Here is a 23,999-nt window from a genome sequence, read left to right as displayed (position 1 = left end):
GTCCCCACGCCCGGCATCCCACATCCAGCAGTACCACGCCGTCAGGAGGAAGAACCATGGCTTTCTCTGCACGTGTATCGAGTATCCCCATCGCCCAGATCAACGTCACCCCGCTGGTCGATGTACTGCTGGTGCTGCTGGTGATCTTCATGATCACCTCGCCCATCGTCACGCATAAACTGAGGCTGGATCTGCCGCAGCCCAATAGGGCGGACAAGCCGACGCCACCCGACATGGTCCGGCTGTCCATCCATGCGGACGGCTCGATGTACTGGAACGACGCACCGGTCGACCGGGTCACGCTGAACGCGCAAATGGGTATGGCCGCCCACCAGAAGATGCCGCCGAATCTCCTGGTCGACCCGGCGGATGGTGTGTCGTACCAGACCGTGGCCCGTGTGATCGCCGATGCCAAGAACCAGGGACTGGATAGGATCGACTTCATGTCAGCCCGCTGATCTCACCGGCTTGTCCGAGGAATGTCCCGTGGGGTGCGCGCTTCACCGGCACCTCACGGGAGTCGCCGAACTGGCGCGTGGCCTACCCTATTGCGTGATAACAATGTCATCACGCACCGTTCCCACTATCGCGCAAGAATGCCCATAGCCTCTTCGACCCGATGCCAACCGCCGCGTCAGCTGGTCTGCGCCTCCGGCATGCGGGTGCCTTGCCCCGACATGGCTGGAGGTTGTTATGAAATCCCGTTGCGTATTCAGCACGCCCGACCTCGCCGCGGCGCGCGCGGCCATGGAAGCCGCCTTGCGTGCAGGGATTCCCGACAACGACATCTCGCTGATCGCCCGCGACGATATTGAGCATGACGATATCCCCGATCACCTGATGACCGGCCGCACCGACTTCTACCCCGCGGCCCTGCGCGGCGTCGCCTGCGGTGGCGGTACCGGCGTGGTACTTGGCCTGGTTGCCGTGGCGATTCCGCCACTGGGTGTCACGCTCGCAGGTGCCGGAGCGATTGCCGTTGCCGCCGCGGCCATGGGTTGCTGGACGGGCGCCCTGGTCGGCTCCGAAGTACCGGATGTCATCCATCGCAAGTTCAAGGCCGAGATCGCCGCAGGGCGAATCCTGGTGGTCATCGATGGCAACAAGGAACGCCTTTCGTTAGCGGAACCGGCCGTGGAGAGCACCGGCGCCACGCACCTGCCGTTTCATGCGCACACCATGCTTACCTGAAAGCCCGATGGCCTCGACAGGGCACCGGCGCGACCAGCGGATCGACAGAAATCGTTTTCGACGCAACGCCGATGCGTGAGGAAACACCTTTCGCAGCGCATCGCCTTGATGGGCCAAGTGGGGCTATTCCACCGCAAGAGGGTCTAGGGGGTTGCCACATCCAGTCACCGAATGGAGCGCCATACGATGGTGGCTCTCCAGCGGGCCGAAGTGAGTTCGTGCGCAGTAGGTGGCGTAGTGAAGCTCGGTCACCATGAGCGACACGGGCGGTAAGTCGATCTCACTCAGGCGCGCCCGCAAGTCGTTCGCTGCTACCTTGCGCCGGTACAGGCCCAGGGTGATATGGGGAACGTAGGCGGCTTGCCGTATCTCGCGGCCGGCGTGTTCCAGTGCATGGCGCCATCGCGACAGTCGCCCCTCGGGATCGCCGACGGGAATGAAAACCGCACTCGCGAAGCTGTCCACCGGCCCCAAGGGCAACGCGCAGGGTCCGCCACGCGCTCGCCCCAATAGCTCGATCTGACGGCGCAGCTGCGCTGGCGTGAAATCATCATCCATCACGCTCGTCGGCTGTTCGAAGCCACAGACAGATAGGGTCAGGTGCAGCTGTCGTTGCGGGCTGGGGTATAACAGGTCGGACAACCGCTGCCGCAGCGCACGAATATAGTCATGCAATGCCCGGTCGAACACCGGCGCTAACCATACGCCGTAACGCGCCCTACCCCGGTGCCATTCGGGGTAGTCGCGCAGTTCTGCGACGAGCGTTTCGCAGGGTCCGTTCCCGGTATCTGAAAGCAACATGGATGGCATGGTGTCGGCGCAACACGGGAAAGTAAATTGGCCGTCTCAACTGCCGCGCCGCCTCGCCCCGGCTCAACGTGGAAATCACGGCCTTGGGAATAGCTTCCGTGTTCACTTCGGACGTGCTGGCCCGATTGAGGAGCTGACGCATGTACATCCAGAAGTTCATCAAGGGTATTTCGGGGGAGGACACCCGGGGACTGAGTTGGGCAGAAGCACGGCAATGGCTCGATGGCGATACCGGCATCCAGTCGAACTGGCTGCGTAGTGTCAAGAATGGTGTGTTCCAGCCGTCCGATGTCGTTCCCGAGCTGACCGATCACAAGCTTGATCGTCACCTTCACGACTACGACAACTTCGGCCACCGTAGCCCTTTCATCTCGCTGGCCTCGGGCTGCATCGAACGCGATGCTTTGCTCGGCGCGAACTTCATGTATTCGGCCAAAGACACCGCACTCGACTTTGCCACCCACGCTTTTGGACACCCTGGCACGTTGTTCTACGGTTGGGTCATCGTCGGGCTGAATCCCGCGGTGGATGTATCCGCCGTCGCCGAATCCGTACGGGATCTCAACCTCTACCATCGCTGGTCCCGCTATCAGCTGGAAGGCGAAATTACCGCCAAGATCCATATACCGGCGAACCAGATCGAGCGCATCGAATGGTGGGACCCATCGAGCGACACCACCGCTCCCATCGATGTCTATGAGAACCCCCAGTACGCACCTCCCTCGGCCATGACCCATATGCGGGAGTACTTCTGATGGAAGTCCTGCAGGATCCGCCGATGGATACCAAGCGCCGCATCGCCTTCCTGGAAGCGCGCGCCGAGGCGCAAAGCCATAACGGCTATGTTGCCGATTCCGTCAGGCAAGGTTGCCGGGGCACCCTGTTGCGCGATGCGGCATCGCTCGCCCTGACGCTCGAACAGTACGAGCAGGCGACCGTCCTGTTGCGCGCCGCTGGCGACGCCTGGGCCGGAATCGGACTGTTTGCCGGATACCTTCTGCTTCATCTTTCCGAAGGTTCCGCCTGGGTGACGCGGTACGAGGCCGATCTCCGACAGATCGCGCGCCTGTTCGATTGGCGCTTCACGAACACCACCACCCCATCCCCTCGCGCCAAGGGGCGCGCCTACCTCGCTGTGGCCTCCTGGTCGCCCCGCCAACTACTCAATCTCTATCAGTCCCTGCCTGAGTTGCCGAATGATCCGCAGGCGCACGAGCTCGTGACGTTCGTACGGCACTACGCCCGACGTTGCCTCGATGACCTCGCGGCAACCGCCTCCATCGGCGACCTGCGAGTAGCGGACTATCTGCTCGTATGGGATGCCGCCGCCCAGGGAGAATTCGACGGACCCGCGCAGGACGTACTGGTAGCGCTGCTTGAAGATCGCGCCAAGCGCTTAGAGGCTGCGCAGGCGGATACCCATCATTGGTATCGAGGCATCAATCCGGCCGGCATGGTCGATTTCGACCTGATGGCCTTGGGCGTCAAGGCTATCGAGAGCAACGCCGCCGACAAACTCGGCAACATCATTCACCATGCCTCCGCGATGGTCGCCCTGCCCTGGATGGCAGCCCAGGGACTCCGCGCCAACGCCAGCTTGTAAGCGCCCTCGCTCAACCTGGCCGCGAACGCGTCGGTGAAGCCATGATGGCCCCTGAAGGAAGGCCTATCGCCAACGACATGACGGCTCATTAGAGTAACGACCCTGGACGTAGGCCCTTGGAGACTCCCATGACCCGTACGCGCCACCCCGTTCTCGCCGCCGCACTCTGGGGCGGCTTCATTGCCGGCACGTTGGATATCGGTGCCGCTTCGGTGATCAGTGGCTACAACCCGCTGGTGATCCTCAAATACATCGCATGCGGCGTGCTCGGCAAAAGCGCACTGGCGGGTGGTCCTTCCGTTGCCATACTTGGGCTGCTGCTGCAGTGGGGCATGTCGTTCATCATCGCCGCCATCTTCGTGCTCGCCACGCGCCGCCGCATCGGCCGGACGCGCAACTGGCCCACCTGGGGCATCGCCTACGGCGTGGTGATCTTCTTCGTCATGAACTATGTGGTGGTGCCGTTCTCGGCGCTGCATGTCACGCCGCATTTCACCACGTACAGTTTTATCGCCAACCTCGCCGCCATGCTGGTGTTCGGCTGGATCGTGGCCGTGGTCGCCAGGATATTCCTGACGTCCAGGAGCTTGGCCGACAGCCCCTCGCTTTCGCGCCCATAGCGAAGCGGGCATGCTGACGACGAAGAAAGCCGCGCCGCTGGAGCAGCGCCAATGGTGCCTCTACCTGATCGAATGCCAGGACGGCTCGTTCTATGCAGGCATCACCAACAACCTCGTCGCCCGTTACGAGGCGCATGCCGCCGGGCGCGGCGCGCGCTACACCCGCGCGCATCCGCCACTACGACTGCTCGGTGCGAAACCTTATGGGGACCGGGCCGCGGCGTCGCGCGCCGAGTGGGAGATCAAGCAGCTACCGAAGCACCGCAAAGTGGCCTACCTGTCGGCTTCGACGGGCGAAGGCTAGCCTCGGGTTGTGGCGGCGATGCCATGGGCATGCCGCACAGTCGAGCACGATCGAAGCCTTCCTCCTGGCAGGGCGTCGCTATCGATCCGCCGCCACCAGCAACAGCATCGGACGCTCCTTTTCCTCAACGAGCTCGGGACGCAACGTGACTTGCGCTTCGGTCGGCCCCCACTCCTCGACATGGGCAATGGAAAACCCGGTCTTGACGAGCAGATTGAGCAGTGAATCGATCCTGCGGTGCTGCTTGACGACCGCCTTGCCAAGCCAGTCGGTGACTCGCCGACCTTCGGCCTGATAGCTGTCGACGGGCCAGACCTTGCGACCGAAAGCGCCTTCGATCCATCCCGGATGCATGGACGCCATATAGATCGGATGCTCGATGGAGAAGACCATCCGGCCTCCCGGTACCAGGGCGCGATGAACGTTCTTCCACAACCAGGCCAGGTCCTCGACGTAATGGAAGGCCAGTGAGCTGTAGGCCAGCTCGCAACTGGCCTGGGGGAGGTCCAGCAACTCCAGGTCGGCTTGCTCGTACGTGATGGCCTCGTCCGTGGTCAGCGCCCGTGCCTGCTCGAGCATCTTTTCCGACACATCCAGGCCAAGCACGTGCTTCGCCCCCTGCTCGCGCGCCCAACGACAAAACCAGCCGTAACCACAGCCGAGATCCACCACGTTTGCATCTCGCAGGCTCGGCAGCCGTTCCCTTAGCGCTGGCCATTCCGGCGCGCCGTCCAGGCCCTCGACTGAGCGGTTAAGACGGCTATAGCCGTCGAAGAAATCCTGGTTGTCGTAGATATTTTGCGTCATGGGCGAAAGCCGGGCGGCGAGCTTCGATGCGCGACTTTCTCAGAAATATCCGAGCTCCGCCACGGGTCGCGAATGGATATGTCGACCCGGTCAAATCACCGGCCTTGGGCAAAGGCGTTGACCGAACCGAACACTTATCTCGCGGGCCTGTGACGCTTGTCGACGGCAGCCGAATTTAAGGCGGCGTTCGGTTTTTTAGCCACCCAGACCATGACCCTGGCCGATCCCGCGATCGCCTCCCGTCGCTCGGGACCAGGCCGATTTGAAACGTTCACCGTTGACGGACGGACCTCTGCTTTCGCTCGATACCGCACCGACCATTCAACATAAGACCGGACTCGACCCCTTTCCCCAAAAAAAAGGCGACCCATCCCTGGATCGCCTTCGCTTCTGGGTTAACCCTCAGCCGATGAGTTAGGACGTTTTCTTCAATAACGCCGTGAGCTGATCGAGTTGGCTGCGGTAGCGGTCGAGCACCTTGGCGGTCACGACCGCGTACTGATTTGCCTCGCTCCAGCGGCGCGCCTCGAGTGCTTCGCGTACGCCGGGCACGGTCTTGACGCCGTAGCCGGTCAACATGCCAGGCGCATAGATCATGTGCTTGAACCACGGCCGCGTGGGCAAGCCAGCGGGATCGCCAAGGGACTGTTCCATTTGCCCCATCAGCGCGTTCAACTGACGCCGTTGTGCTTCGGGCAGGTTGAAACCGGCAGCGGCGCGTTCGCTATAGGCGGCCTCGTAGGCTTGCGCGCTTTGCTTGAGCTGCTTGGTGGCTTGATCCAGTGGCGCCAGGCTGATCTGCGCGACGTCGGAGTCGCGTTCCGGTGGCGCCATGGGGCGCGTTGGATCGGAGACCAGCGCATACACATGCTGATCCAGCAGCTTATGCTGTTGCTCGGTGTCCTTGCGGCTGTCGTCGACCAGCTTGTGCAACTCGTCCACATAACGACCGAGCGTGTCGCTGAAATCAGCGAAACGCATCGGAACCACGCTGGCATCCGCCGTGCGCAGTACGATATGGCCTGCCACCTTGGACAAGCTCACGCCATACTCGAACGTTGGATCACCAAAGCGCACGAAGTGATCGAACGAGTCGTAACGCGAGTGGTAGATGCCGTTGTTTTCGTCCTCGCCGCCAAAGCCGAGATCGAGCGACGCGACGCCAAGGTGCTCCAGGAACGCACTGAAGTCGGAGCCCGAACCCAGCGCTTCGATCGGCACATCGCCGCCCTGCGCCGCCAGATTCGCGAAATCCTTGGCCTCGGGCTTGGCGTTCTTGTTGTCGCCTTCCATCAGCATGCGCGCACGCATGCGTTCCCGCACGCTCACCTTGGTTTCCGGATCGGTGACACCGGCCGCCACTTCGTTGACCAGGTGCTGCAGCGAATGACTGCCGCCGGCATTCAGGAAGCCGCGGCCGTTGGTATCGGAATTGAGATACATCACCGCTTTTTGCTGCAGTTCCTTGGCGTGCGTCTCGGCCCATTCGGTGGAGCCGAGCAGGCCCGGCTCCTCGCCGTCCCAGCTAGCGTAGACCAGGGTGCGCTTCGGACGCCAGCCTTGCTGGTACAGCGTGCCGATGGCCTTGGCTTCGGCCATCAGCGCGACGTTGCCGGCGAGCGGGTCCCATGCACCAAACACCCAGCCGTCGTGGTGATTGCCGCGCACGATCCACTGGTCCGGCTCGGTGGAACCCTTGAGCGTGGCGATCACGTCATAAACCGGCTTCTGGCCCCAATCCGACAGCACGGTCATATGCACCGGCACCGTGCTGGGTCCAACGTGATAGGTCAGCGGCAACGAACCGCGCCAGCCTGATGGTGCCGTCGGGCCGGTCAGTGATTGCAGCAGCGGCGTGGCATCGGCATAAGAGATCGGCAGCACCGGAATCTTCAGGATGGTCTTCGCATCCTTCAACGCCAGGCGCTTGGCCCCTGGCGTCGAACCAATGCCGGGCGTGAGCGGGTCACCGGGGTATTGCTGCATGTCCGCGACGGAGCCGCGTTGCACGGCATCAGCGGGACGCCAGCCACCTTCCGGATAGGTATCGCCTTCGGCGTAACCGTCATCGCGGGGGTCGGAGTAGATCAGGCAACCGATCGCGCCGTGCTCCTGCGCAAGCTTGGGCTTGAGGCCGCGCCAACCGCCACCGTAACGTGTGATGACGATCTTGCCGCGCACATCGATACCGCGACGGGCCAGCTCCTTGTAGTCATCCGGCATGCCGTAGTTGACGTAGACAAGCGGCGCGGTCACATCACCGTCGCCACCGTAGACGTTATACGGCGGCAGCACGCCGTCCTTGATGCTGGAGGTGGCATCGCCATCGACCGCAGGCTCATTCAACTTGGCGGTGTAAGGATGTGGGCCCTCCAGCTCCAATGCGACCTTCTTCGGCGTGGGATACAGCACGCTGAAGGTCTCGATATGCGCGTCCCAGCCCCACTCGCGGAACTTCGCCAGCATGAACTCGGCATTCGCCTTGTCGTGCGGTGCGCCGACCTGATTCGGTTCGGACGACATCTGCTTGAGCCAGGCGCGCTGATCGGCGGGATCGAGTAGCGCATCGAAGCGCTGCTCCAGGCTGTGCTGATCGGTCGCGCCGCTGGGGGTGAACCCAAGCATGCCGGCATCGCCGTGAGCTTCTTCGCCGCTCGCCATGGCGCTGCCAAACGTGGCCAGCAGGCAGGCCGTGGCCAGTAGTGGCCGCATTTTCAATCGAGTCATGCCGCTCTTCACTCCCCAGGGGTTGATGGTCACGCAGTTCATCGCGTCGGCTCGAGCCGGCGCAGTAACCTTCATCGCATAAGTACTTGACCGTCATCCCTGCAACTTGCAAGCACGGGTTACGGGCCAAGCCGTGATGGCGACAGGTTTCGGCCATCCCTGACCATCCACTTATAGCTTGCGCGCCCCTTCGACCGCCGTAGGGCAGAAGTCATGCCCGGCTGTACCCACCGGCAAAACCATGCCATCGCTGACCTGCCCGAATAGGCAGGCCGCCATACCGGCGAAGGATGGCCGCCCCACCGTCGTCACCGACTTATCGGGACGAATCGGCGATTTGCCTCGGGCTTAGCCCTAAAACCCGGCGCATGCAGCGGGCCATGTGGCTTGGGTGTGCGAAGCCCGCCTCCAGCGCAATCTCCATCAGGCTCCTGCCCCCTTCGAGCAGGCGCGTGCGCGCGCGCTCCACCCGCCGTTCGAGGACGAAGCGATGGACCGGCATGCCCACGGCAAGTTTGAACAGCGGCTTGAAGTGCGACAGGCTGAATCCCGCGACGCTCGCAAGCTCGACAAGCGTGAGGTCTTCGTCGAGATGCGCCTCGATGTACTCGATCACGTGGCGCAGCCGCCATGCCGGCAGCGCGCGGCCCGCTCTGGCGCTTGAGGCCGCGTGGCGCGATTGCAGGGCGAGCAGGCGCGCGGCCAGCGCAGCGGCAAGGCTGTCCGCGAATAGCCGTCCGCCCGGATACGCGTCATGGTCTTCGGCTTGCATCATCCAACCGATGCGCTCGATCTGGGGGTCACGTACATGGATCGACGGTGCGAGCTCGGCACCCCGTGAGCCCAGGCCCATGGCATCGGCGGTATCCAACAACAGCGAAGGCGTCAGCCGCAGCAACAAGGAACGCGCCGGCCCCGATAGCGTCCAGCGGGTGCTGGCGCGTGCGGGTACGACGCAGAACTGGCCGTGGATGCGCATGCCGCGCCGCTCGTAGTTACCCGCACGATAGGTCACCGGGACCGGATCGCCCAGATGCAGGCACAGCACATGGCGGTCGTCCCGCGGCGAATCGAACAATCCGGAGGGAACCGGTGAGGTGAGCACGTCGAGTAGCGGCAACCGTTCCTGACCGACGCTGGACAGCAGCGCGGCCGGCGGGCCGGGATAGCACGAGGGTCGGTCGGTCATGGCCCGATCCTTCTACCCGCGCGCGTCTTGTTCAAGTGCCGAAAATCATCCTTCTGTGCCCAGCGCCAGCCGTATGTGCGCGCGCCATGGCGACCCCGATGCCAGCATGCCCCAAGGCAAACGCACGCAACGCCTGGAGACTCGCCATGCAACGTAGACAGTTCCTGAAATTGACCAGCGCTACCGTCGTCGCTAGTGTCGCCGGTACCCTGGTGTCGCGCGTGAGCGCGGCAACCGGTGCAGTGAGCGCCAGTCTTTCGCAGCCGACCAACGCCGCGGCGTTTGCCGCGGCTCGGCGTTACGCCGATCTCCCGTTCGGCAAGATCGCCTACGTCGCGCGCGGTGCGGGCGATGCCGCCTTGTTCCTGCACGGCGCGCCGCTCAACGGCTTTCAGTGGCGCGGCGCGATCGATCGGCTGTCCGCCTACCGGCGCTGCATCGCGCCCGATTTCATGGGCCTCGGCTACTCGCAGATTCCGGAGCCGCAGTCCCTGGCGCCCAGCGCCCAGGTCGCCATGCTCTCGGCACTGCTGGACTCGCTAGCCATCGGCAAGATCGATATCGTCGCCAGCGATAGCGGTGGCGCGGTTGCCCAGCTGTTTCTGGCCCGCTATCCGGAACGTGTCAGGTCGATGCTGCTGACGGACTGTGATGTCGAGCCCGACAGCCCTCCGCCCAAGGTCAAGCCGGCCATCGACATGGCGCGTGCGGGCACGCTGGCCGATGCCACCGCCAAGTGGCTTACCGATAAGGCCTTGGCACGCTCGACCTTTGGCGCGGCCGTCTATCGCGACCCCAGCCAGTTCGCCGATGAGACCATCGAGTACTACGTCACGCCCTTGGTGAGCTCACCCTTGCGCAGGACGCAATACCACGCGTTCCACATGGCGCTGGAACCGAATCCGCTGGCCGGCATCGAAGCGGCGCTGAAGCGCAGCACGGTTCCGGTGCGCATCGTGTGGGGTGCCAGCGACGACATCTTTGCGCAAGCGGACGCCCACTACCTCGACCGCACATTCCCACGGTCCCAAGGCATCCGCCTGGTGCCCGGAGCGAAGCTGTTCTTTCCAGAGGAGTTCCCTGACCTTATCGCCGAGGAGGCGAAGCGCCTTTGGCGGGTCACCTGATTTCGGCATGCGACCGCATCGCGGTAGCGGCGCGCCGATCCCCACACCCTACTGAAGTTTGCCGCGCAGGCGCCGATAACCCGTTCATGCCTCCACAACGAGGAGCCGCGTGGCCCGCCTATCCGAGGCCCCAAACCCGCGGACCAAACAGGACGGGATACGTATGCTGCCATCGGCGCCGAATATCGCTTACCTCAAAGCCGCCTGGGCCGCTTTCGCCGGTATCAGCGGGAACAATGCCAAGCAGAGCTACGAGGAGGCTGGGCTTAGCTTCACGCGCATCAACCACTCCACCCTGGTGCGCAAGAACGACGTGCAGGTGTCCACCATGCCGGTGCGTTATACGCGCCAGGATTTGCGTACGGGATTCCTCGGGCGTATCGAGAACGAAGTGCGCAAGATCGTTGCCGAAATGGAATCGGTCTTCTTTCGGGACCTGCAGCTGCCGGAAGGACACTGTTTGGTCATCGAGCTCGAGGAATGTCTCCGTCAGCTCCGCCGCAAGGGCAATCGCTCGCTTTCGATCATGATCCAGCCGGACGAAGCCGAAGGCGTGAGCGCCACCGCGCTCATCGAGATGCGCGTCTTTCTGGATTCGCCACGCGCCTGCGTGTTCGCCTGTCTTTCCGACGCCGACAATAGCCATCGGATCGACCTGCTCGGCGGCGCACCCAAACGGGCACGCGTTCCTCGCGCCGAAGGCTATGCCGAACTGGCACGCCACATCGTGGCGACCATCAACGAGGCGCTGACCGGCGCCTACATCAACCAGCTGGCGGCCTGAGATCCCAAACAGGCTCTGAGCACGCGTTATTCGATGGGAATATAGAGATCCGTTTCGGATGCCGCATCGTCCGGCCCGGTAAAACGCGTGTCGTATCGCTCAAACTCCACGCCAGCCGTGGCGCGCAGCCCCAGCTTGGCCAGCAGCCGCGTATGGATGGCCTGGAAGCTGTCGCCGATCTGCGCCACCGTGCCGCGATGGGTGAACACCACGTACTTCTGCGCTGGCACCTCGAACTTCACCATGCCATCGGGCAGCGATGCGTCGCGGGAGACCGGCAGGCCAGCGACATAGCGCACGCTGCCATCGGGCAACACGCTGCATATCCCATAAGCGGCCGGCTCGGTGCGACCGGCGATTTCATGTTCGCGCGGAATGAAGCGTTGCCACAGCTGACCAATGCCATCGGCCGAGCCACGCACCAGGTGATCCACGCCAACCACGGTGAAGGATGGCAGCGTCACGATCCGATGTTCCATGGCGACCACTCCTGGCTGAAGCGCAACGTAGGGAAGCCACAGAGCGTACGTGACGAGGGGGGCATCACGGCAAGGTGCAGCCAGCCACTTGCGCAAACCGCGGCAATCCTTTTACGCGTGCCCGGCGACAAGCCGCAGCGCGCGGCGACGGCTGGCGCCATCCAGAACAGTGGCCCTGGAACAATTGGATTAGACACAAGCGTCTACATAAAGTGGTTTGCTGGCACATGACCTCGAGCCGCCATGCCCCACAGGACAGGCGAAGCAACCCATCGTCGCCATAGAGCTGCGGCGATCGGTTCTCGGGCCAAGATCCGGCCGCAAGCTGCACGGCCCGATCGATGTGTTCTCACCCGCCCGGCGTCCTCAGGCAATTGACCATCCACGCCTTGCCGTAGCGGTCCGTCAGCATGCCGAAGCGATGGGCCCAGAACGTTTCATGCATATCGATGCCCACTTCCCCACCCACGGCCAGCGCCTTGAACGCACGCTCGGCCTCGTCAGGCGTGTCGACCGTGATATTGACCAGCCCCTTATGGTTTGGAGTGTCCGGCGGACCATCGGCGCCCATCAGGATGCCGCCTGCACGTTCCAGCTGCGAATGCATGACGCGACCGTGGAATTCAGACGGCAGTTCACCAGCCATCGGAGACTCACCAAAGGTCATGCGCGAGGTGACCTTGCCGTTGAGCGCAGCGGCGTAGAAATCGAAGGCTTCACGGCACTGGCCGTCGAAATTGAGGTAGGGAATGAACTGCATGCTGCTTACTCCGGTCGTGGGGACGGTATGAATAGGTCGTGATACCGGCGTGCTTCCCCAGCCCTGGAGCAGATCACGCCGGAACGATGAACCTGTACGCCAAGGAGCCACACTGCTGGTTAGCCATGTGCGCAAGCTCCATCACTACGACGAACGGAAACGGACCAAATCGACATGCCTTTGTGACGCGAAAGCGGACACAATCGGTGGACACCCTCAGGCCAGGGCCGCAACATGCAGACCGCCCAACAAGGAGATGCGCCATGCCCTGGCTGATCACCAAGTATGTCATCACGGCGGCCATCGTCGTGGTCGTCTCCGAGGTAGCCAAGCGCAGCGACCGACTGGGAGCGCTGCTGGCCTCACTGCCGCTGGTAACCATCCTCGCGCTTACCTGGCTGCACATCGAGAAGCAGCCTGCGGCCACGATCACCCATCACGCGTGGTACACGTTCTGGTACGTCGTGCCGACACTGCCCATGTTCCTGGCGTTTCCCTGGCTGTTCAACAAGTGGGGATTCTGGCCGGCCCTGGCGGCCAGTGCGGTGCTCACCATCGCCTGTTTTGGCGCGTTCGCACTCGCCGTAAAACCCCTTGGGATCAAGTTGCTCTAACGCTGCTGGCGAGCGCACCCAAGGGCTTATTGGGCGCGAATGCCCTGAATGGGCCCGCCCCCGGCGCCATGATGGCCGCAACGAGTGTAGTGTGATGCTTCGCAGAGTCAGGAGCACATCCATGCGCTTGAAAAGCAGAAACGCCAGGGTTGCGGGCATCTACTATCTGTTGCTGGCGATCGCAGCCCCCTTGAGGCTGATCTATATTCCCAGCGTTCTATTCGTGCAGGGCGACGCCACCAAAACGGCCAGCAACATTGCGGCGCACGAGACGCTTTTCCGTCTCGGCATCGTCACCGATCTGTTCTCCGGGACCATCGGCATCTTCCTCGCGCTGGCTCTTTACCGCTTGCTCAAGGACGTCGACCAGAAGCAAGCGGTGCTGATGGTCGTACTTGGCGTCATTCCAGACGCCATTTACTTCTTCAATGTGCTGAACGACGCTGCTGCGTTGATACTCGTGCACGGCGCCGACTTCCTGTCCGTCTTCGAAAAACCTCAGCGTGACGCGTTGGCGATGCTATTCCTGCGCATGCATGGCCAGGAAATCGCCGCCGCCGAGATCCTCTGGGGTCTTTGGCTGTTCCCCTTGGCGATCCTGGTGTACCGGTCAGGGTTTCTCCCCCGCTTCCTGGGTGTCTGGCTGGCGATCAATGGCTTCGCTTATCTGGCCCTGAGCTTTACTGGCCTGCTGCTCCCCCAATATGAGGACGTGGTCTCCCGCATTGCGTTTCCCGCCCTGCAGGGCGAGCTCGCTTTCATGCTATGGCTCTTGGTCATGGGTGCGAAAGACCTACCGGCTACCCGTTCGAACGAATAGATCAATGACCTGCAGCCGTGGAGGCGAGGAAACCGCGGACACACATTCCTCGAACGCCTACCCCGACTTCGCTGCCTTATCCGCCGGCGCAATCGTCTCGCAGACCCGTGAGCCTGCCGCATCAAATGATGGTGCCTGGGCCTCCATAGCAGGTCAGTTGTACGACGTTTAAGCCGTGGGCACGAACCCGAAAGCTGCGCGGCGCGGTGTCTTCACGCAGCCCTATGGTAAACAGCTGCACTCTTCCGCTATCGACGGAGACTCCGATGACAACCCATTGCAGCCATCTCGGCTCCATCCAGGACGTCACGCCGAGCGCGCGTGGCTGCGAGGAATGCCTGAAGTCTGGCGACGTCTGGCTTCATCTGCGAATCTGTCGCACCTGCGGGCATGTGGGTTGCTGCGACGATTCGCCGAATCGGCATGCGACCAAGCACTTTCATCACACGCAGCATCCGATTATCGAAGGCTACGATCCACCGGAGGGCTGGGGCTGGTGCTACGTTGACGAAGTCTTGTTCGACTTGCGCGACCGCATGACGCCACAGCTCGGTCCGCTTCCACGCTACTACTGACTCGAGGGCCGGCGCCATGGCGACACCCAGCAGGATCCTTTTGCAGACGACCATACCCAGCGTCGACGACGACTGGCACATCGGACGTTTCAGTCTTCTTCGCGACTATCTCGCCAACTTGCGCGATGCCACCGGCGACACCTTGTTTGACGTCGTTGCGCGCGACCGCGATCCACCCGGCTCGCCAGACAGCGTGTTGTCGCAGCTCGACACCACCTCGTTCGACGAGCTGTGGCTATTCGCCGTGGACACGGGCGACGGACTCACGACGGAAGACTGCGAGGCGATCACGCGCTTTCGCCAACGCGGCGGCGGTTTGCTGGTGACGCGCGACCACATGGATCTCGGCTCCTCGGTATGCACGCTGGGAGGCGTGGGCGCCGCGCATTTCTTCCATTCGACGCATCTCGATCCCGATGCGTCGCATCATCATAGCGATGACACATACACCCCGGACATTCTCTGGCCCAACTATCACTCCGGTGCCAACGGAGATTTTCAGCACATAAGCATCCACGGGCCGCTACACGCGGTGCTGAGCGATCCGGAGTCACCCGGCGGCACCGTGCATTCCTTGCCGGCGCATCCGCACGAGGGTGCCGTCGGCCAACCCGCCAACGATCCATCCGCTCGCGTGATCGCCACAGGCTGTAGCAAACTCAGTGGAACCGAGTTCAATCTCGTGGTGGCGTTCGAGCCGTCGTCGGATGGCGGGCCCGCCATTGCCGAGTCCACCTTCCATCATTTTGCCGACTACAACTGGAACCCATCGATGGGAGCGCCAAGTTTTGTCACCGAAGCGCCTGGCGACGCTCTCGCGCACGCTCCAGAAGCACAGCGTTCGATCGAGCGCTATGTCAGGAATCTCGCGCTGTGGCTGGCGGGTAGACCCGTGAATACGACGATCGCGGCGTGACCGCCCAAGGCAGGCGCAGCCATTCGGGACATTCCGCGAAGACTGCCTAGCCGGGCAGTTTTGCGGCGAGTATGTCTACCTTTTCGATTGACGGTGGCGCGGACAGCAACTCACCCGCCTTGGCCATCAAGGCCGCCGCGACCCTGCCGGAAAGGTGCGCCTGCCGGCCAGCCTCATTCGGGAAAGCGTCAAAGATACCGAACGTCGATGGCCCCAAGCGGATAGCGAACCACGCCGTGGTAGCCGGCTCCTCCTGCACAATAGGAAGGCCACTCAAAAGAAAGTCTTCAACGTCCTGCTCTTTTCCGGGCTTCGCCTCAAGGCGAACGAACAACGCCACTTTGACCATGACATGTCTCCGGTTGTGACAAGGAGACCACGATACTCCATTGCTTTCCGAGTGACCGAGCGGGCAAAGATGCTCGTCATGGAGACTATTCAAACGTAGCGATCGGCCAGATGATCCGTAGCCTGTATCAGGACGTCGACGATCGCCGGATCAGCGGCGCTGTGGCCAGCCAGCACGATGTGCAAGCCCGCCTCCGGCCAGGCCTCGGCCAGGTCACAGGCATTCTTCGCCGGGCAGATGATGTCGTAGCGCCCGTGCACGATGGTGGCCGGAATGTGGCGGACGCGTTCGATATCGCGCAGCAGCTGGTCAGGCTCCAGAAAGACGCCGTGCCGGAAATAGTGAACCTCGGCCCGCGCCACGCTGATCGCCACTTGCGGGTCCTCGAAAATTCCCGGTTCTTGCGGATCGTGCAACAGCGTTGTGCTGCCGCCTTCCCAGTGCCCCCAGGCCTGCGCGGCCGCCACGCGTACGACCTCATCGTCGCTATCCAGGCGACGCCAATACGCCTCGACCATGTTGCTGCGCTCTGCCACGGGAATATGCGCCAGAAATTGCGCCCAACGCTCCGGAAAGATCCACGAGGCTCCGCCATCGAGCTCGTTGAACCAGCGCACCTCGGCGGGCCGGCCAAGAAAGATCCCGCGCAGCACCAGGCCAAGTACCCGCTCGGGATGCGTCTGCGCATAGGCCAGTGCGAGCGTCGAACCCCAGGAGCCGCCGAAGACCACCCAGCGCTCGATGCCACGGTGCTCCCGGATCGCCTCGATATCGTCGACCAGATGCCATGTCGTGTTGTTGCGCAACTCGCCGTGCGGCGTGGACTTGCCGGCGCCGCGTTGATCGAACAGCACGATACGAAAACGCTGCGGATCAAAAAAACGCCGATGGTAGCTGGACAGACCCGCACCGGGGCCGCCGTGCAGAAAGACCACAGGCAAGCCATTCGGATTGCCGCACTCTTCCACATGGAGTTCATGGATATCGTCGACGGCCAACCGATAGGTCAAGTACGGCTCAATTTCCGGATACAGTTCGCGCACGGCATGTCTACCCTTGAGATTTGCGCGAGCATAACCATGCCATGGCGGAACTTGGAAGCGATGAGCCGCCCTTAAGGCAACGCTGAATAAGTATCGCCGTCGCCATGATGTCTGGAAGGCCCGCAGGCTGTGTCGTGCGGCGCCGGGAAGACTGGCCGTCTTGCCAAGCCGTACGGCGCAGCCTGCGGGCCTTCCAGACATCACCCAAACACTTGAAATCCCGTCGGTTGGGCCGGCCCTGTCTGCCCGCATCTCGTCGGGGCGCCGACTCGTCAGACAGCCAGTCTGCCGTCGCCGCCGCCCCTGTGATCTGCGCGCAGACAGGGCCGGTGGCGACGGCGATACTTATTCAGCGTTGCCTTAATGCTCACGAATCATCATCCGCGGTTCATTTGCCCACGCGCGCGGCCAGGTGTGGCGGATAACGATCGCCCTGCACCTGGATCTGGGCCAGGGCATCATCGATTTGACGCAGTTCGTCTTTATGCAGTTCGACCTCGGCGGCAGCGATATTTTCCTGCAGGCGATGACGCTTGGTGGTGCCCGGAATCGGAACGATCCACGGCTTCTGCGCAAGCAGCCATGCGAGTGCGATCTGCGCTTGCGTCGCTTGTTTACCTGCCGCGATCTCGCCTAGCAGATCGACCAGCACCTGATTGGCCTGGCGCGCTTCCGGCGAGAAGCGGGGCACCACGTTGCGGAAGTCATCCTTGGCGAACGCCGTGTTTACGTCGATCGTGCCGGTAAGGAATCCCTTGCCGAGCGGACTGAACGGCACGAAGCCAATGCCCAAGGCTTCGCAGGTCGGCAGCACCTCCTGCTCGGGCTCGCGCCACCAAAGCGAATACTCACTCTGCAGCGCTGCGACGGGTTGCACCGCGTGCGCCCGACGAATCGACTGCGCCCCCGCTTCCGACAGGCCGAAGTGCTTCACCTTGCCTTCCGCGATCAGTTCCTTGACCGTGCCGGCCACGTCTTCCATTGGCACCTTGGGATCGACCCGGTGCTGGTAGAACAGATCGATGCGATCGGTCCTCAGTCGCTTGAGCGAAGCTTCGGCCACGGCCCGGATCCGCTCGGGCCGGCTGTCCAGGCCAGCCTGCGCATTGCCGTTCTCGAAGCCGAACTTGGTGGCGATCACCACCTGGTCGCGGATCGGGGCCAGCGCCTCGCCGACCAGTTCCTCATTGGTGAAGGGTCCATAAGCCTCGGCCGTGTCGAAGAAGCTCACGCCTGCCTCGAACGCCTCACGCAGCAAGCCGATCGCCTCTGGCTTGCCCAGGCCAGGACCGTACGCAAAGTTCAGGCCCATGCAGCCGAAGCCCATGGCGGAGACGGTGAGGCCGCTCTGGCCAAGCGTGCGCGTTTGCATGCGGTGCTCCTGCAAGGAACGGGGATGAGCGCAAGTCTGCGCGCAGCCGTTTGATTTGATTAGACGCTGCAATACGAATGCTTTTATGATTTGAGCTCATCAATGAACCTGGTTCGCGCATGACTCGCGAGAACTACAACGACTTGTTGGCGTTCCTGGCGGTGGCGCGCGAGCGGAGCTTCACCCGCGCAGCCGCGCAACTGGGCGTATCCCAATCCGCACTCAGCCATACCATCCGCGGGCTGGAAACCCGGCTTGGCCTGCGTCTGCTCACCCGCACCACCCGCAACGTCGCTCCCACCGAAGCGGGCGAACGCCTCTTCAGGGAACTGTCGCCGAATTTCGAGGACATCGATGCCGCCGTGGCGAGCCTGAGCGAGCTGCGCGACAAGCCCCGCGGCACGCTACGTATCAGCACCGCCGAGCACGCCGCCGAGACCATCCTGTGGCCGGCACTGCGCAAGCTGTTGCCGGGCTACCCGGACATCCACGTGGAAGTGATCACCGATTCGGCCATGACCGACATCGTCGCCGAACGATTCGACGCGGGCATTCGCCTGGGCGAGCAAGTGGCCAAGGACATGATCGCCGTGCCGATCGGTCCAGCGATGCGCATGGCCGTGGTCGGTGCGCCCGGCTATCTCGCCTCGCATCCGGCCGTGCAGACGCCGCGCGACCTCACCGGGCACGACTGCATCAACATTCGCTTTCTTACCCATGGCGGGCTGTACGCATGGGAGTTCGAACAGGATGGCCACGCTCTGAATGTGCGCGTGGAAGGTCGCCTGGCCTTCAACAGCATCCGTCAGGTTCACGTGGCCGCACTGGATGGCTTTGGCCTGGCCTATCTGCCGGAGGACATGGTCCTGGCGGACATCGCCGCCGGCAGGATGCGGCGCCTGTTGGCCGACTGGTGTCCAGCGTTTCCGGGTTATCACCTTTACTACCCGAGCCGGCGCCAACCCGCGCCCGCTTTTTCGGTGTTAGTGGAGGCGCTGCGTTACCGATGAGATCTCTGCGCTGAACTGTGCCGGAGGCGTGGGGCATCTAACGGGACGTGTCCGTCACGGCGTCGACGCATCCACCACTTCGATCGTCGTGACATAACTCACCCAGCGGTCGCTGCGCTTGTCCGTGGGTACGATCAGCCTGTAGGGGTTGTCCTGTGCAAGCGGCCTGCCGTCTCTCGAGTCCGCCAGGATCACTTGGGTATTGCCAAAATCAGGGTGCAGCTCGGCCGCACTGAAAACCACCTGATGGCCGTCCGCCGCGGTGACGCGGATGAGCCTTGCCATGGCGCGTCCCATCAGCGCGTCGCCCGACGCCACGCAGGTGCGACTTACAATGTCTTCAAGCGCGACGCCTTGCCATGTGCTCGGCTGTTCGCCTGGTGCAGCGGCTTTCACGCTGGCCCGCGGCATCGATGCCAAGGCCGCCTGATCGAACACATACGTCGGCTTGCCATCCAACACCAGCTTGATTGTCGGCTGATCAGCCAGACGCGCAGACTCCGTCGCGTACGCCGACAGCGCGAGGCACAACAGGCAACTGACAACAGCTCGAAGATGCATGGCCTGGCCTTCCTTCGGCACGGCGATTGTCACTTCACCGCTTCGTCGGCATATTTCACGCTACCCACGACGCAGTGACAGCTTACGCTGGTCCCGCGCGAAAGGCGCTGCGCATCGTCGTGATGGCTGTTCCAGGTCGAAAGCAGATCTTCCCAGCAAGCTCGGCAATGTTCGTCACGGCAGCGCTATGGTCGCCGCAAGGCCACCGCCGTCGCGATTGGACAGGACTAGATGGCCACCGATCGAGCTGATCAATTGTGCAGCGATGGCGAGTCCAAGGCCGGCTCCTCTGGTATCACTGTGACGCGAAGCCGCCAGCCGGTAGAACGGTTGCAAGACCTGTTCGAGTTTGCCATCAGGAATGCCAGGGCCTCGATCGGACACGGTGATACATAAGACGCCAGCCGCATCCCGCTGCGCGCCGACTTCTGCCGACCCGCCGTACTTGACGGCGTTGTCGATCAAGTTGCCCAACACGCGTCGCAGCGTCTGAGGACGGCTCATGACCCGCCCGCCGACGGTGCCGGACAACGTCACGGGCCGCCCCATATCCTGATAGTCGAAGACGAGGCTTTCCAGAAAAGTGACCGGATCGATTCGCACGAGCGCCTCCGCGCCACCGTGCGCGCTGCGCGCGTACGACACGCCTTCGCGAACCAGGTGTTCCATCTCGCGCAGATCGTCGACGATCTTCTGCTGCACGGCGGACTCTTCCAGCGCTTCGACACGCAGACGCATGCGCGTGATCGGTGTCTGCAAATCGTGCGCGATGGAGCCGAGGATTTTCAGGTGCTCCTTGAGGTGACGGCTGATGCGATCCTGCATCGTGTTGAAGACCAATACCGCCTCCGGGCTTTCTTCGACCAAGCCGCCTGGAGCTGTCGTGCCCGCCGTGCTCACCAGGATGCCGATGCGCACGTCCTCACTCAGCCGCGCCTCCACTCGGGCCAGCTCATCCGCGTCGGCGAGATCCGCCTGCAGCACGTCGACCTCCGCCCCCGTTTCGCGATGCAGTCGTTCGGCCAGCGCAACCATTCGAGCACGGTCGCGGGAGACCAGCACAAGATCATGCCCACGCCTGGCGAAGCGATCGGCATAGGCGTCGCATATGCCGCTGGAACCACCGGTCGTTGCAACGAAGGGTTTGCGCGCCATCGATCAATCCTCTGACGAAGAGCTCTACATGATGACGAGTCGGCAGGCTGCGAGAAGGAAATCCGTCGTGGACGATGGCCTTTGCACCATCGTCCGCGCGAAGCCTGCCTGATACCGGCCTCTGAGCGGCTCAGGCCGCGGTGCGGTAACGCGCCGCAGCCTGGCTCTGCCCGTAATTCGGAAGCATGGCCTGTCGGGCGACTTCGAAAGCGCTCCACTGTTGCGCGTCAGGGAGCGGCGGAATGGTGACTGTCTCACGGCGATCGAATCCCACCAGCGCCGCATCTACGAGGTCTTCCACCTCCATGACTGCCGGCAAGGCGTTCACATCCTTCCCGGCATGCGCCCAGATTTCGGTGCGGGTCGCCGCGGGCAGCACCGCCTGCACGTAGACCCCTTTGGGACCTAGCTCGAGGTGAAGACCTTGAGAGAGGAAGAGCACGAAGGCCTTGGTTGCGCCATAGACGGTCAGTCCCAGTTCCGGAGCGAGCCCAACGACCGAGCCGATATTGATCATCGCGCCCTCGCCCGCCGCCACGAAGCGTGGCGTGATGGCACTCGCCAAGCGCGTCAATGCGGTGACGTTGAGGCCGATGAGCTTGCTCACGGCCTCCGGGCTCTGCTCGGCGAAACCGCCTGGCACGGACGTGCCTGCATTGTTCACCAGGATGCCGATGCGCTCGTCCTCTCGCAGCCGAGCTTCCACCTTGGTCACGTCATGCGCGTCGGTGAGATCGGCCTGCAGGACGTCGACCGCCACCCCCGTCTCGCGACGCAGTCGTTCGGCCAGTGCCTCCATGCGGTTGCGGTCGCGGGCGACCAGTACAAGATCATGCCCGCGCTTGGCGAAGCGGTCGGCGTAGACGGCGCCGATGCCGGTGGAGGCGCCGGTAACTAACACGGAGGGTTTGCGTGCCATGGGTTGATCCTCTGCTGAAAAGTTATTCATGATATATATCATGTAATTTATCATGATGATCATCATGTATGATGTCAAGAGGTCAACGGAGATCGAGATGAAAGTCAGTCGCGAGCAGGTCGCCGAGAATCGCCAAAGGATTCTTGATGCCGCCAGCCGGCTCTTCAGGGCCAAGGGGTTTGAGGCCGTCACGGTGGCCGAGGTCATGCTGGCCGCGGGACTCACCCACGGCGGCTTTTATGGGTACTTCAAGTCTAAGGACGACCTGATTGCCGAGACCCTGACGTATGCGCTTGCCGCTGGGGCCGGGGAAGAGATTGATCTGGCTGAATACGTCACGAGCTACCTGTCGCTGCAGCATTGCGACGACCTGGCGGGCGGGTGTGCGACGGCAGGACTTGCTGCCGAGACCATCCGCCAATCGCCCAAGGCTCGCACGGCGATGACCGCCGGACTCCGACACCAGATCGAGCGCCTGACTGAGAGCACGCCGGGTTCGGAGTTGGCCGAAAAACGCCAGCAGGCCATCGGTAGCTGGGCGGCTATGGTCGGCGCGCTGATCCTGGCCCGGCTGAGCGATGATCCAAAGCTCTCCGATGAAGTGTTGACGGAGACTCGGGCCTGGATTGCAGGCGCGGCAGCACGGCAAAGCCCGAGTCACCCTCGCCTTCGAAGCAAGGCTCAGAAGCGGTCGGCATAGATCTGGGCAACGATTCCCCGTTGAAGCCTGCCTTGCGAGTCCGGCTTATTTTCGCTTTCTCAGCGGATCGAGCAGCGACTTCAGACCGTTGTGATCGAGCTCAAGCGCCAATGCCAACAGGCCGCCCAAGTCGCCGGGGGGAAAGCCTTTGCGGGCATACCATGCGAGGTAGGCGCCCGGCAGGTCGGCAATCAGGCGGCCCTGGTACTTGCCATAAGGCATGGTGATCGTCACCAGTCGCTGCAGGTCTTCTGCTTTCATTTGGCGAACAACCGCGAACGGTCCGCGAAGGCCTTGAACTCCAGGGCATTGCCGCAGGGATCGAGCAGAAACACGGTGGCCTGCTCGCCAGGCTGTCCCTTGAAGCGAATATGCGGCGCGACGACGAAACGCGTGCCCCTGGCTTCCAGTCGTTCTGCCAGCGCCTGCCAGTCGCCCATCGACAGCACCACGCCGAAGTGGCGAACCGGCACAGCGTCGCCATCCACGTCGTGCGCGGTGACAGCGCGCGCTTCTTCCGGCGCAAGGTGAGCCACGATCTGGTGTCCGTAGAAATCAAAGTCTACCCAGCTCTCGCTGGATCGGCCTTCCGGACAACCCAGCAGCTCGCCATAGAACGCACGCGCGTTGGTCAGCGAGGTCACTGGAAAGGCGAGATGGAACGGAGGGAGGTTGTGCATGTCCGGGCTCAGCAGTAAGGGCACTGCTTTATTACCATCACGCCGTCGTTTTACAAACCTCACGCACGGCAACCCGAGCCGCCGATACCGCCGGCGAACGTGGCCGAGCCGCAATTCAACGCGAGGGCTGCCTTCTTGGGTTGGTCCGACGTGAGTGCATAGGGAGGCATTGGTTCCGGGCCTCGACTTTGCGGGGCGCGTAACGCACAACACCGATCCTGGCTTCAAGATAGGCGACCACGTGCTACTGCGATGAAATACATGCGGTTTGCCGATAAGCCCTTTCTATATCTGCAATGTCTTCGTCGGTCTGAATGCGGACACTCACTGGCGCAGGAATTTTGTGAGCAGTACCCCTGAAGCAAACGGCGTAACGCTCATCATGCGCAGTGACAATCGCGAGCCAACCGATTCAAAGAGTTTGGGCTGCGAATTGACGACGAATGGCTGAAACAGAATGTGATACTCGTCGATCTGATCAATCGCAGCGAGCGACGAAGCCAGCCCAGGGCTGCCGAAGATCACAATAGTGCCGCCAATCGATCGCCGCAGACTCTCAATTTCCAGGTCAAGCTGGCCCGATAGTTGAAATGTGTTATCCCAGTCCGATATCAGCTGTCGCTTTGTGAGTACGTACTTCTTTACCCGCCCAAGCGCCCTACCGAGCGAGACGGTATGCGACGGAAGCTCGGTACTCGATGCTGCTTGAGGCCAGAACCCAGCAAAGAGATCAAAGGTCGTTCTTCCAAAAAGCAGTGCATCCGCGGAGCTGAGCAGATCGGCTGCATAGCCGTGGTGCTCAGCGTCAGCTATCGCATCGTGGTGTGAGCAACTGCCGTTAAGCGTCGCGTTGATGGAATGAATGATTTTAGCCATGGGTGGAT

At 62.6% G+C, this 23,999-nt stretch carries 29 protein-coding genes; 14 read left to right on the top strand and 15 right to left on the bottom strand.

Features of this window, described 5'->3' with window-relative positions:
- Positions 1-56: 56 nt before the first annotated feature.
- The gene (locus ACT01B_RS06585) at positions 57-458 is read left to right on the top strand and encodes an ExbD/TolR family protein (protein WP_445146578.1); all 402 of its coding nucleotides are present in this window, start codon (positions 57-59) and stop codon (positions 456-458) included.
- A 235-nt stretch (positions 459-693) separates the two neighbouring features.
- Positions 694-1,191 carry a hypothetical protein gene (locus ACT01B_RS06580; protein ID WP_445146577.1) on the top strand — a complete coding sequence of 166 codons (498 nt, stop codon included), beginning with the start codon at positions 694-696 and terminating at the stop codon, positions 1,189-1,191.
- A 123-nt stretch (positions 1,192-1,314) separates the two neighbouring features.
- Here ACT01B_RS06580 and ACT01B_RS06575 read toward each other — a convergent pair whose 3' ends face one another.
- Positions 1,315-1,992, bottom strand: coding sequence for a 2'-5' RNA ligase family protein (locus ACT01B_RS06575; protein ID WP_445146576.1), 678 nt, complete (start codon positions 1,990-1,992; stop codon positions 1,315-1,317).
- A gap of 149 nt (positions 1,993-2,141) precedes the next feature.
- On the opposite strand from ACT01B_RS06575, the gene ACT01B_RS06570 reads away from it, so the two are divergent.
- From ACT01B_RS06570 to ACT01B_RS06555, 4 genes are all read left to right on the top strand, one after another.
- A complete protein-coding gene (locus tag ACT01B_RS06570; protein ID WP_445146575.1) occupies positions 2,142-2,756 on the top strand; it encodes a hypothetical protein in 615 nt (204 codons plus the stop codon).
- Positions 2,756-3,604, top strand: a complete 849-nt coding sequence (locus ACT01B_RS06565) for a hypothetical protein (RefSeq protein WP_445146574.1) — start codon at positions 2,756-2,758, stop codon at positions 3,602-3,604. Before ACT01B_RS06570 ends, ACT01B_RS06565 begins: the two co-directional genes overlap by 1 nt.
- Positions 3,605-3,732: 128 nt before the next feature.
- Positions 3,733-4,224 carry a hypothetical protein gene (locus ACT01B_RS06560; RefSeq protein WP_445146573.1) on the top strand — a complete coding sequence of 164 codons (492 nt, stop codon included), beginning with the start codon at positions 3,733-3,735 and terminating at the stop codon, positions 4,222-4,224.
- A gap of 10 nt (positions 4,225-4,234) precedes the next feature.
- Entirely contained in the window at positions 4,235-4,528 is a 294-nt protein-coding gene (locus ACT01B_RS06555; protein ID WP_445146572.1) for a GIY-YIG nuclease family protein, read from the top strand.
- A 78-nt stretch (positions 4,529-4,606) separates the two neighbouring features.
- On the opposite strand, the gene ACT01B_RS06550 is transcribed toward ACT01B_RS06555, so the two are convergent.
- The 3 genes from ACT01B_RS06550 to ACT01B_RS06540 form a co-directional block, all read right to left on the bottom strand.
- Positions 4,607-5,335 carry a class I SAM-dependent methyltransferase gene (locus ACT01B_RS06550; RefSeq protein WP_445146571.1) on the bottom strand — a complete coding sequence of 243 codons (729 nt, stop codon included), beginning with the start codon at positions 5,333-5,335 and terminating at the stop codon, positions 4,607-4,609.
- Positions 5,336-5,749: 414 nt separating this feature from the next.
- On the bottom strand, positions 5,750-8,062 hold the full coding sequence (locus ACT01B_RS06545) for a transferrin receptor-like dimerization domain-containing protein (RefSeq protein ID WP_445146570.1): 2,313 nt from the start codon (positions 8,060-8,062) through the stop codon (positions 5,750-5,752).
- A 316-nt stretch (positions 8,063-8,378) separates the two neighbouring features.
- A complete protein-coding gene (locus ACT01B_RS06540) occupies positions 8,379-9,251 on the bottom strand; it encodes a helix-turn-helix domain-containing protein (protein ID WP_445146569.1) in 873 nt (290 codons plus the stop codon).
- A 146-nt stretch (positions 9,252-9,397) separates the two neighbouring features.
- Between ACT01B_RS06540 and ACT01B_RS06535 the strand changes: the two genes are divergently transcribed.
- Both ACT01B_RS06535 and ACT01B_RS06530 read left to right on the top strand, forming a co-directional pair.
- Complete coding sequence (locus tag ACT01B_RS06535) at positions 9,398-10,378, top strand: alpha/beta fold hydrolase (RefSeq protein WP_445146568.1); 981 nt, start codon at positions 9,398-9,400, stop codon at positions 10,376-10,378.
- A gap of 163 nt (positions 10,379-10,541) precedes the next feature.
- Complete coding sequence (locus ACT01B_RS06530) at positions 10,542-11,162, top strand: hypothetical protein (RefSeq protein ID WP_445146567.1); 621 nt, start codon at positions 10,542-10,544, stop codon at positions 11,160-11,162.
- A gap of 26 nt (positions 11,163-11,188) precedes the next feature.
- On the opposite strand, the gene ACT01B_RS06525 is transcribed toward ACT01B_RS06530, so the two are convergent.
- A complete protein-coding gene (locus tag ACT01B_RS06525) occupies positions 11,189-11,641 on the bottom strand; it encodes a GyrI-like domain-containing protein (protein ID WP_445146566.1) in 453 nt (150 codons plus the stop codon).
- A 349-nt stretch (positions 11,642-11,990) separates the two neighbouring features.
- Positions 11,991-12,401, bottom strand: a complete 411-nt coding sequence (locus tag ACT01B_RS06520; RefSeq protein WP_445146565.1) for a VOC family protein — start codon at positions 12,399-12,401, stop codon at positions 11,991-11,993.
- Positions 12,402-12,664: 263 nt separating this feature from the next.
- Between ACT01B_RS06520 and ACT01B_RS06515 the strand changes: the two genes are divergently transcribed.
- From ACT01B_RS06515 to ACT01B_RS06500, 4 genes are all read left to right on the top strand, one after another.
- Complete coding sequence (locus ACT01B_RS06515; protein ID WP_445146564.1) at positions 12,665-13,015, top strand: DUF3147 family protein; 351 nt, start codon at positions 12,665-12,667, stop codon at positions 13,013-13,015.
- Between the two features lie 121 nt (positions 13,016-13,136).
- Positions 13,137-13,835: a DUF4386 domain-containing protein gene (locus tag ACT01B_RS06510; protein ID WP_445146563.1), complete on the top strand. Its 699-nt coding sequence runs from the start codon at positions 13,137-13,139 to the stop codon at positions 13,833-13,835.
- Between the two features lie 266 nt (positions 13,836-14,101).
- Positions 14,102-14,410 carry a UBP-type zinc finger domain-containing protein gene (locus tag ACT01B_RS06505; RefSeq protein WP_445146562.1) on the top strand — a complete coding sequence of 103 codons (309 nt, stop codon included), beginning with the start codon at positions 14,102-14,104 and terminating at the stop codon, positions 14,408-14,410.
- Positions 14,411-14,450: 40 nt separating this feature from the next.
- On the top strand, positions 14,451-15,326 hold the full coding sequence (locus tag ACT01B_RS06500; protein WP_445146561.1) for a hypothetical protein: 876 nt from the start codon (positions 14,451-14,453) through the stop codon (positions 15,324-15,326).
- Positions 15,327-15,372: 46 nt separating this feature from the next.
- On the opposite strand, the gene ACT01B_RS06495 is transcribed toward ACT01B_RS06500, so the two are convergent.
- The 3 genes from ACT01B_RS06495 to ACT01B_RS06485 form a co-directional block, all read right to left on the bottom strand.
- Entirely contained in the window at positions 15,373-15,675 is a 303-nt protein-coding gene (locus ACT01B_RS06495) for a putative quinol monooxygenase (protein ID WP_445146560.1), read from the bottom strand.
- 89 nt (positions 15,676-15,764) lie between these two features.
- Entirely contained in the window at positions 15,765-16,718 is a 954-nt protein-coding gene (gene pip, locus ACT01B_RS06490) for a prolyl aminopeptidase (protein ID WP_445146559.1), read from the bottom strand.
- A 388-nt stretch (positions 16,719-17,106) separates the two neighbouring features.
- Positions 17,107-18,090 carry an aldo/keto reductase gene (locus tag ACT01B_RS06485; protein ID WP_445146558.1) on the bottom strand — a complete coding sequence of 328 codons (984 nt, stop codon included), beginning with the start codon at positions 18,088-18,090 and terminating at the stop codon, positions 17,107-17,109.
- Positions 18,091-18,209: 119 nt separating this feature from the next.
- Here ACT01B_RS06485 and ACT01B_RS06480 point away from each other — a divergent pair, with 119 nt between their 5' ends.
- Complete coding sequence (locus tag ACT01B_RS06480) at positions 18,210-19,100, top strand: LysR family transcriptional regulator (protein WP_445146557.1); 891 nt, start codon at positions 18,210-18,212, stop codon at positions 19,098-19,100.
- 54 nt (positions 19,101-19,154) lie between these two features.
- Here the strand turns inward: ACT01B_RS06480 and ACT01B_RS06475 are convergent, their stop codons facing one another.
- The 3 genes from ACT01B_RS06475 to ACT01B_RS06465 form a co-directional block, all read right to left on the bottom strand.
- On the bottom strand, positions 19,155-19,661 hold the full coding sequence (locus tag ACT01B_RS06475; protein ID WP_445146556.1) for a molybdopterin-dependent oxidoreductase: 507 nt from the start codon (positions 19,659-19,661) through the stop codon (positions 19,155-19,157).
- Positions 19,662-19,835: 174 nt separating this feature from the next.
- The gene (locus tag ACT01B_RS06470) at positions 19,836-20,816 is read right to left on the bottom strand and encodes a sensor histidine kinase (protein ID WP_445146555.1); all 981 of its coding nucleotides are present in this window, start codon (positions 20,814-20,816) and stop codon (positions 19,836-19,838) included.
- A 130-nt stretch (positions 20,817-20,946) separates the two neighbouring features.
- Positions 20,947-21,735, bottom strand: a complete 789-nt coding sequence (locus ACT01B_RS06465) for an SDR family NAD(P)-dependent oxidoreductase (protein ID WP_445146554.1) — start codon at positions 21,733-21,735, stop codon at positions 20,947-20,949.
- Between the two features lie 52 nt (positions 21,736-21,787).
- On the opposite strand from ACT01B_RS06465, the gene ACT01B_RS06460 reads away from it, so the two are divergent.
- The gene (locus ACT01B_RS06460) at positions 21,788-22,435 is read left to right on the top strand and encodes a TetR/AcrR family transcriptional regulator (protein WP_445146553.1); all 648 of its coding nucleotides are present in this window, start codon (positions 21,788-21,790) and stop codon (positions 22,433-22,435) included.
- Between the two features lie 45 nt (positions 22,436-22,480).
- Here ACT01B_RS06460 and ACT01B_RS06455 read toward each other — a convergent pair whose 3' ends face one another.
- The 3 genes from ACT01B_RS06455 to ACT01B_RS06445 all read right to left on the bottom strand — a co-directional run bounded on the left by ACT01B_RS06455 (position 22,481) and on the right by ACT01B_RS06445 (position 23,991).
- The gene (locus ACT01B_RS06455) at positions 22,481-22,696 is read right to left on the bottom strand and encodes a DUF3820 family protein (protein ID WP_445146552.1); all 216 of its coding nucleotides are present in this window, start codon (positions 22,694-22,696) and stop codon (positions 22,481-22,483) included.
- Positions 22,693-23,115: a VOC family protein gene (locus tag ACT01B_RS06450; protein WP_445146551.1), complete on the bottom strand. Its 423-nt coding sequence runs from the start codon at positions 23,113-23,115 to the stop codon at positions 22,693-22,695. The genes ACT01B_RS06455 and ACT01B_RS06450 overlap by 4 nt, the downstream gene beginning before the upstream one ends.
- A gap of 324 nt (positions 23,116-23,439) precedes the next feature.
- Entirely contained in the window at positions 23,440-23,991 is a 552-nt protein-coding gene (locus tag ACT01B_RS06445; protein WP_445146550.1) for a dihydrofolate reductase family protein, read from the bottom strand.
- Positions 23,992-23,999 lie beyond the last annotated feature (8 nt).

This window comes from Dyella sp. Tek66A03, assembly GCF_052567735.1.
The sequence above is the reverse complement of the archived record's forward strand: the minus strand, read 5'-3'. Positions and strand labels throughout refer to the sequence as shown.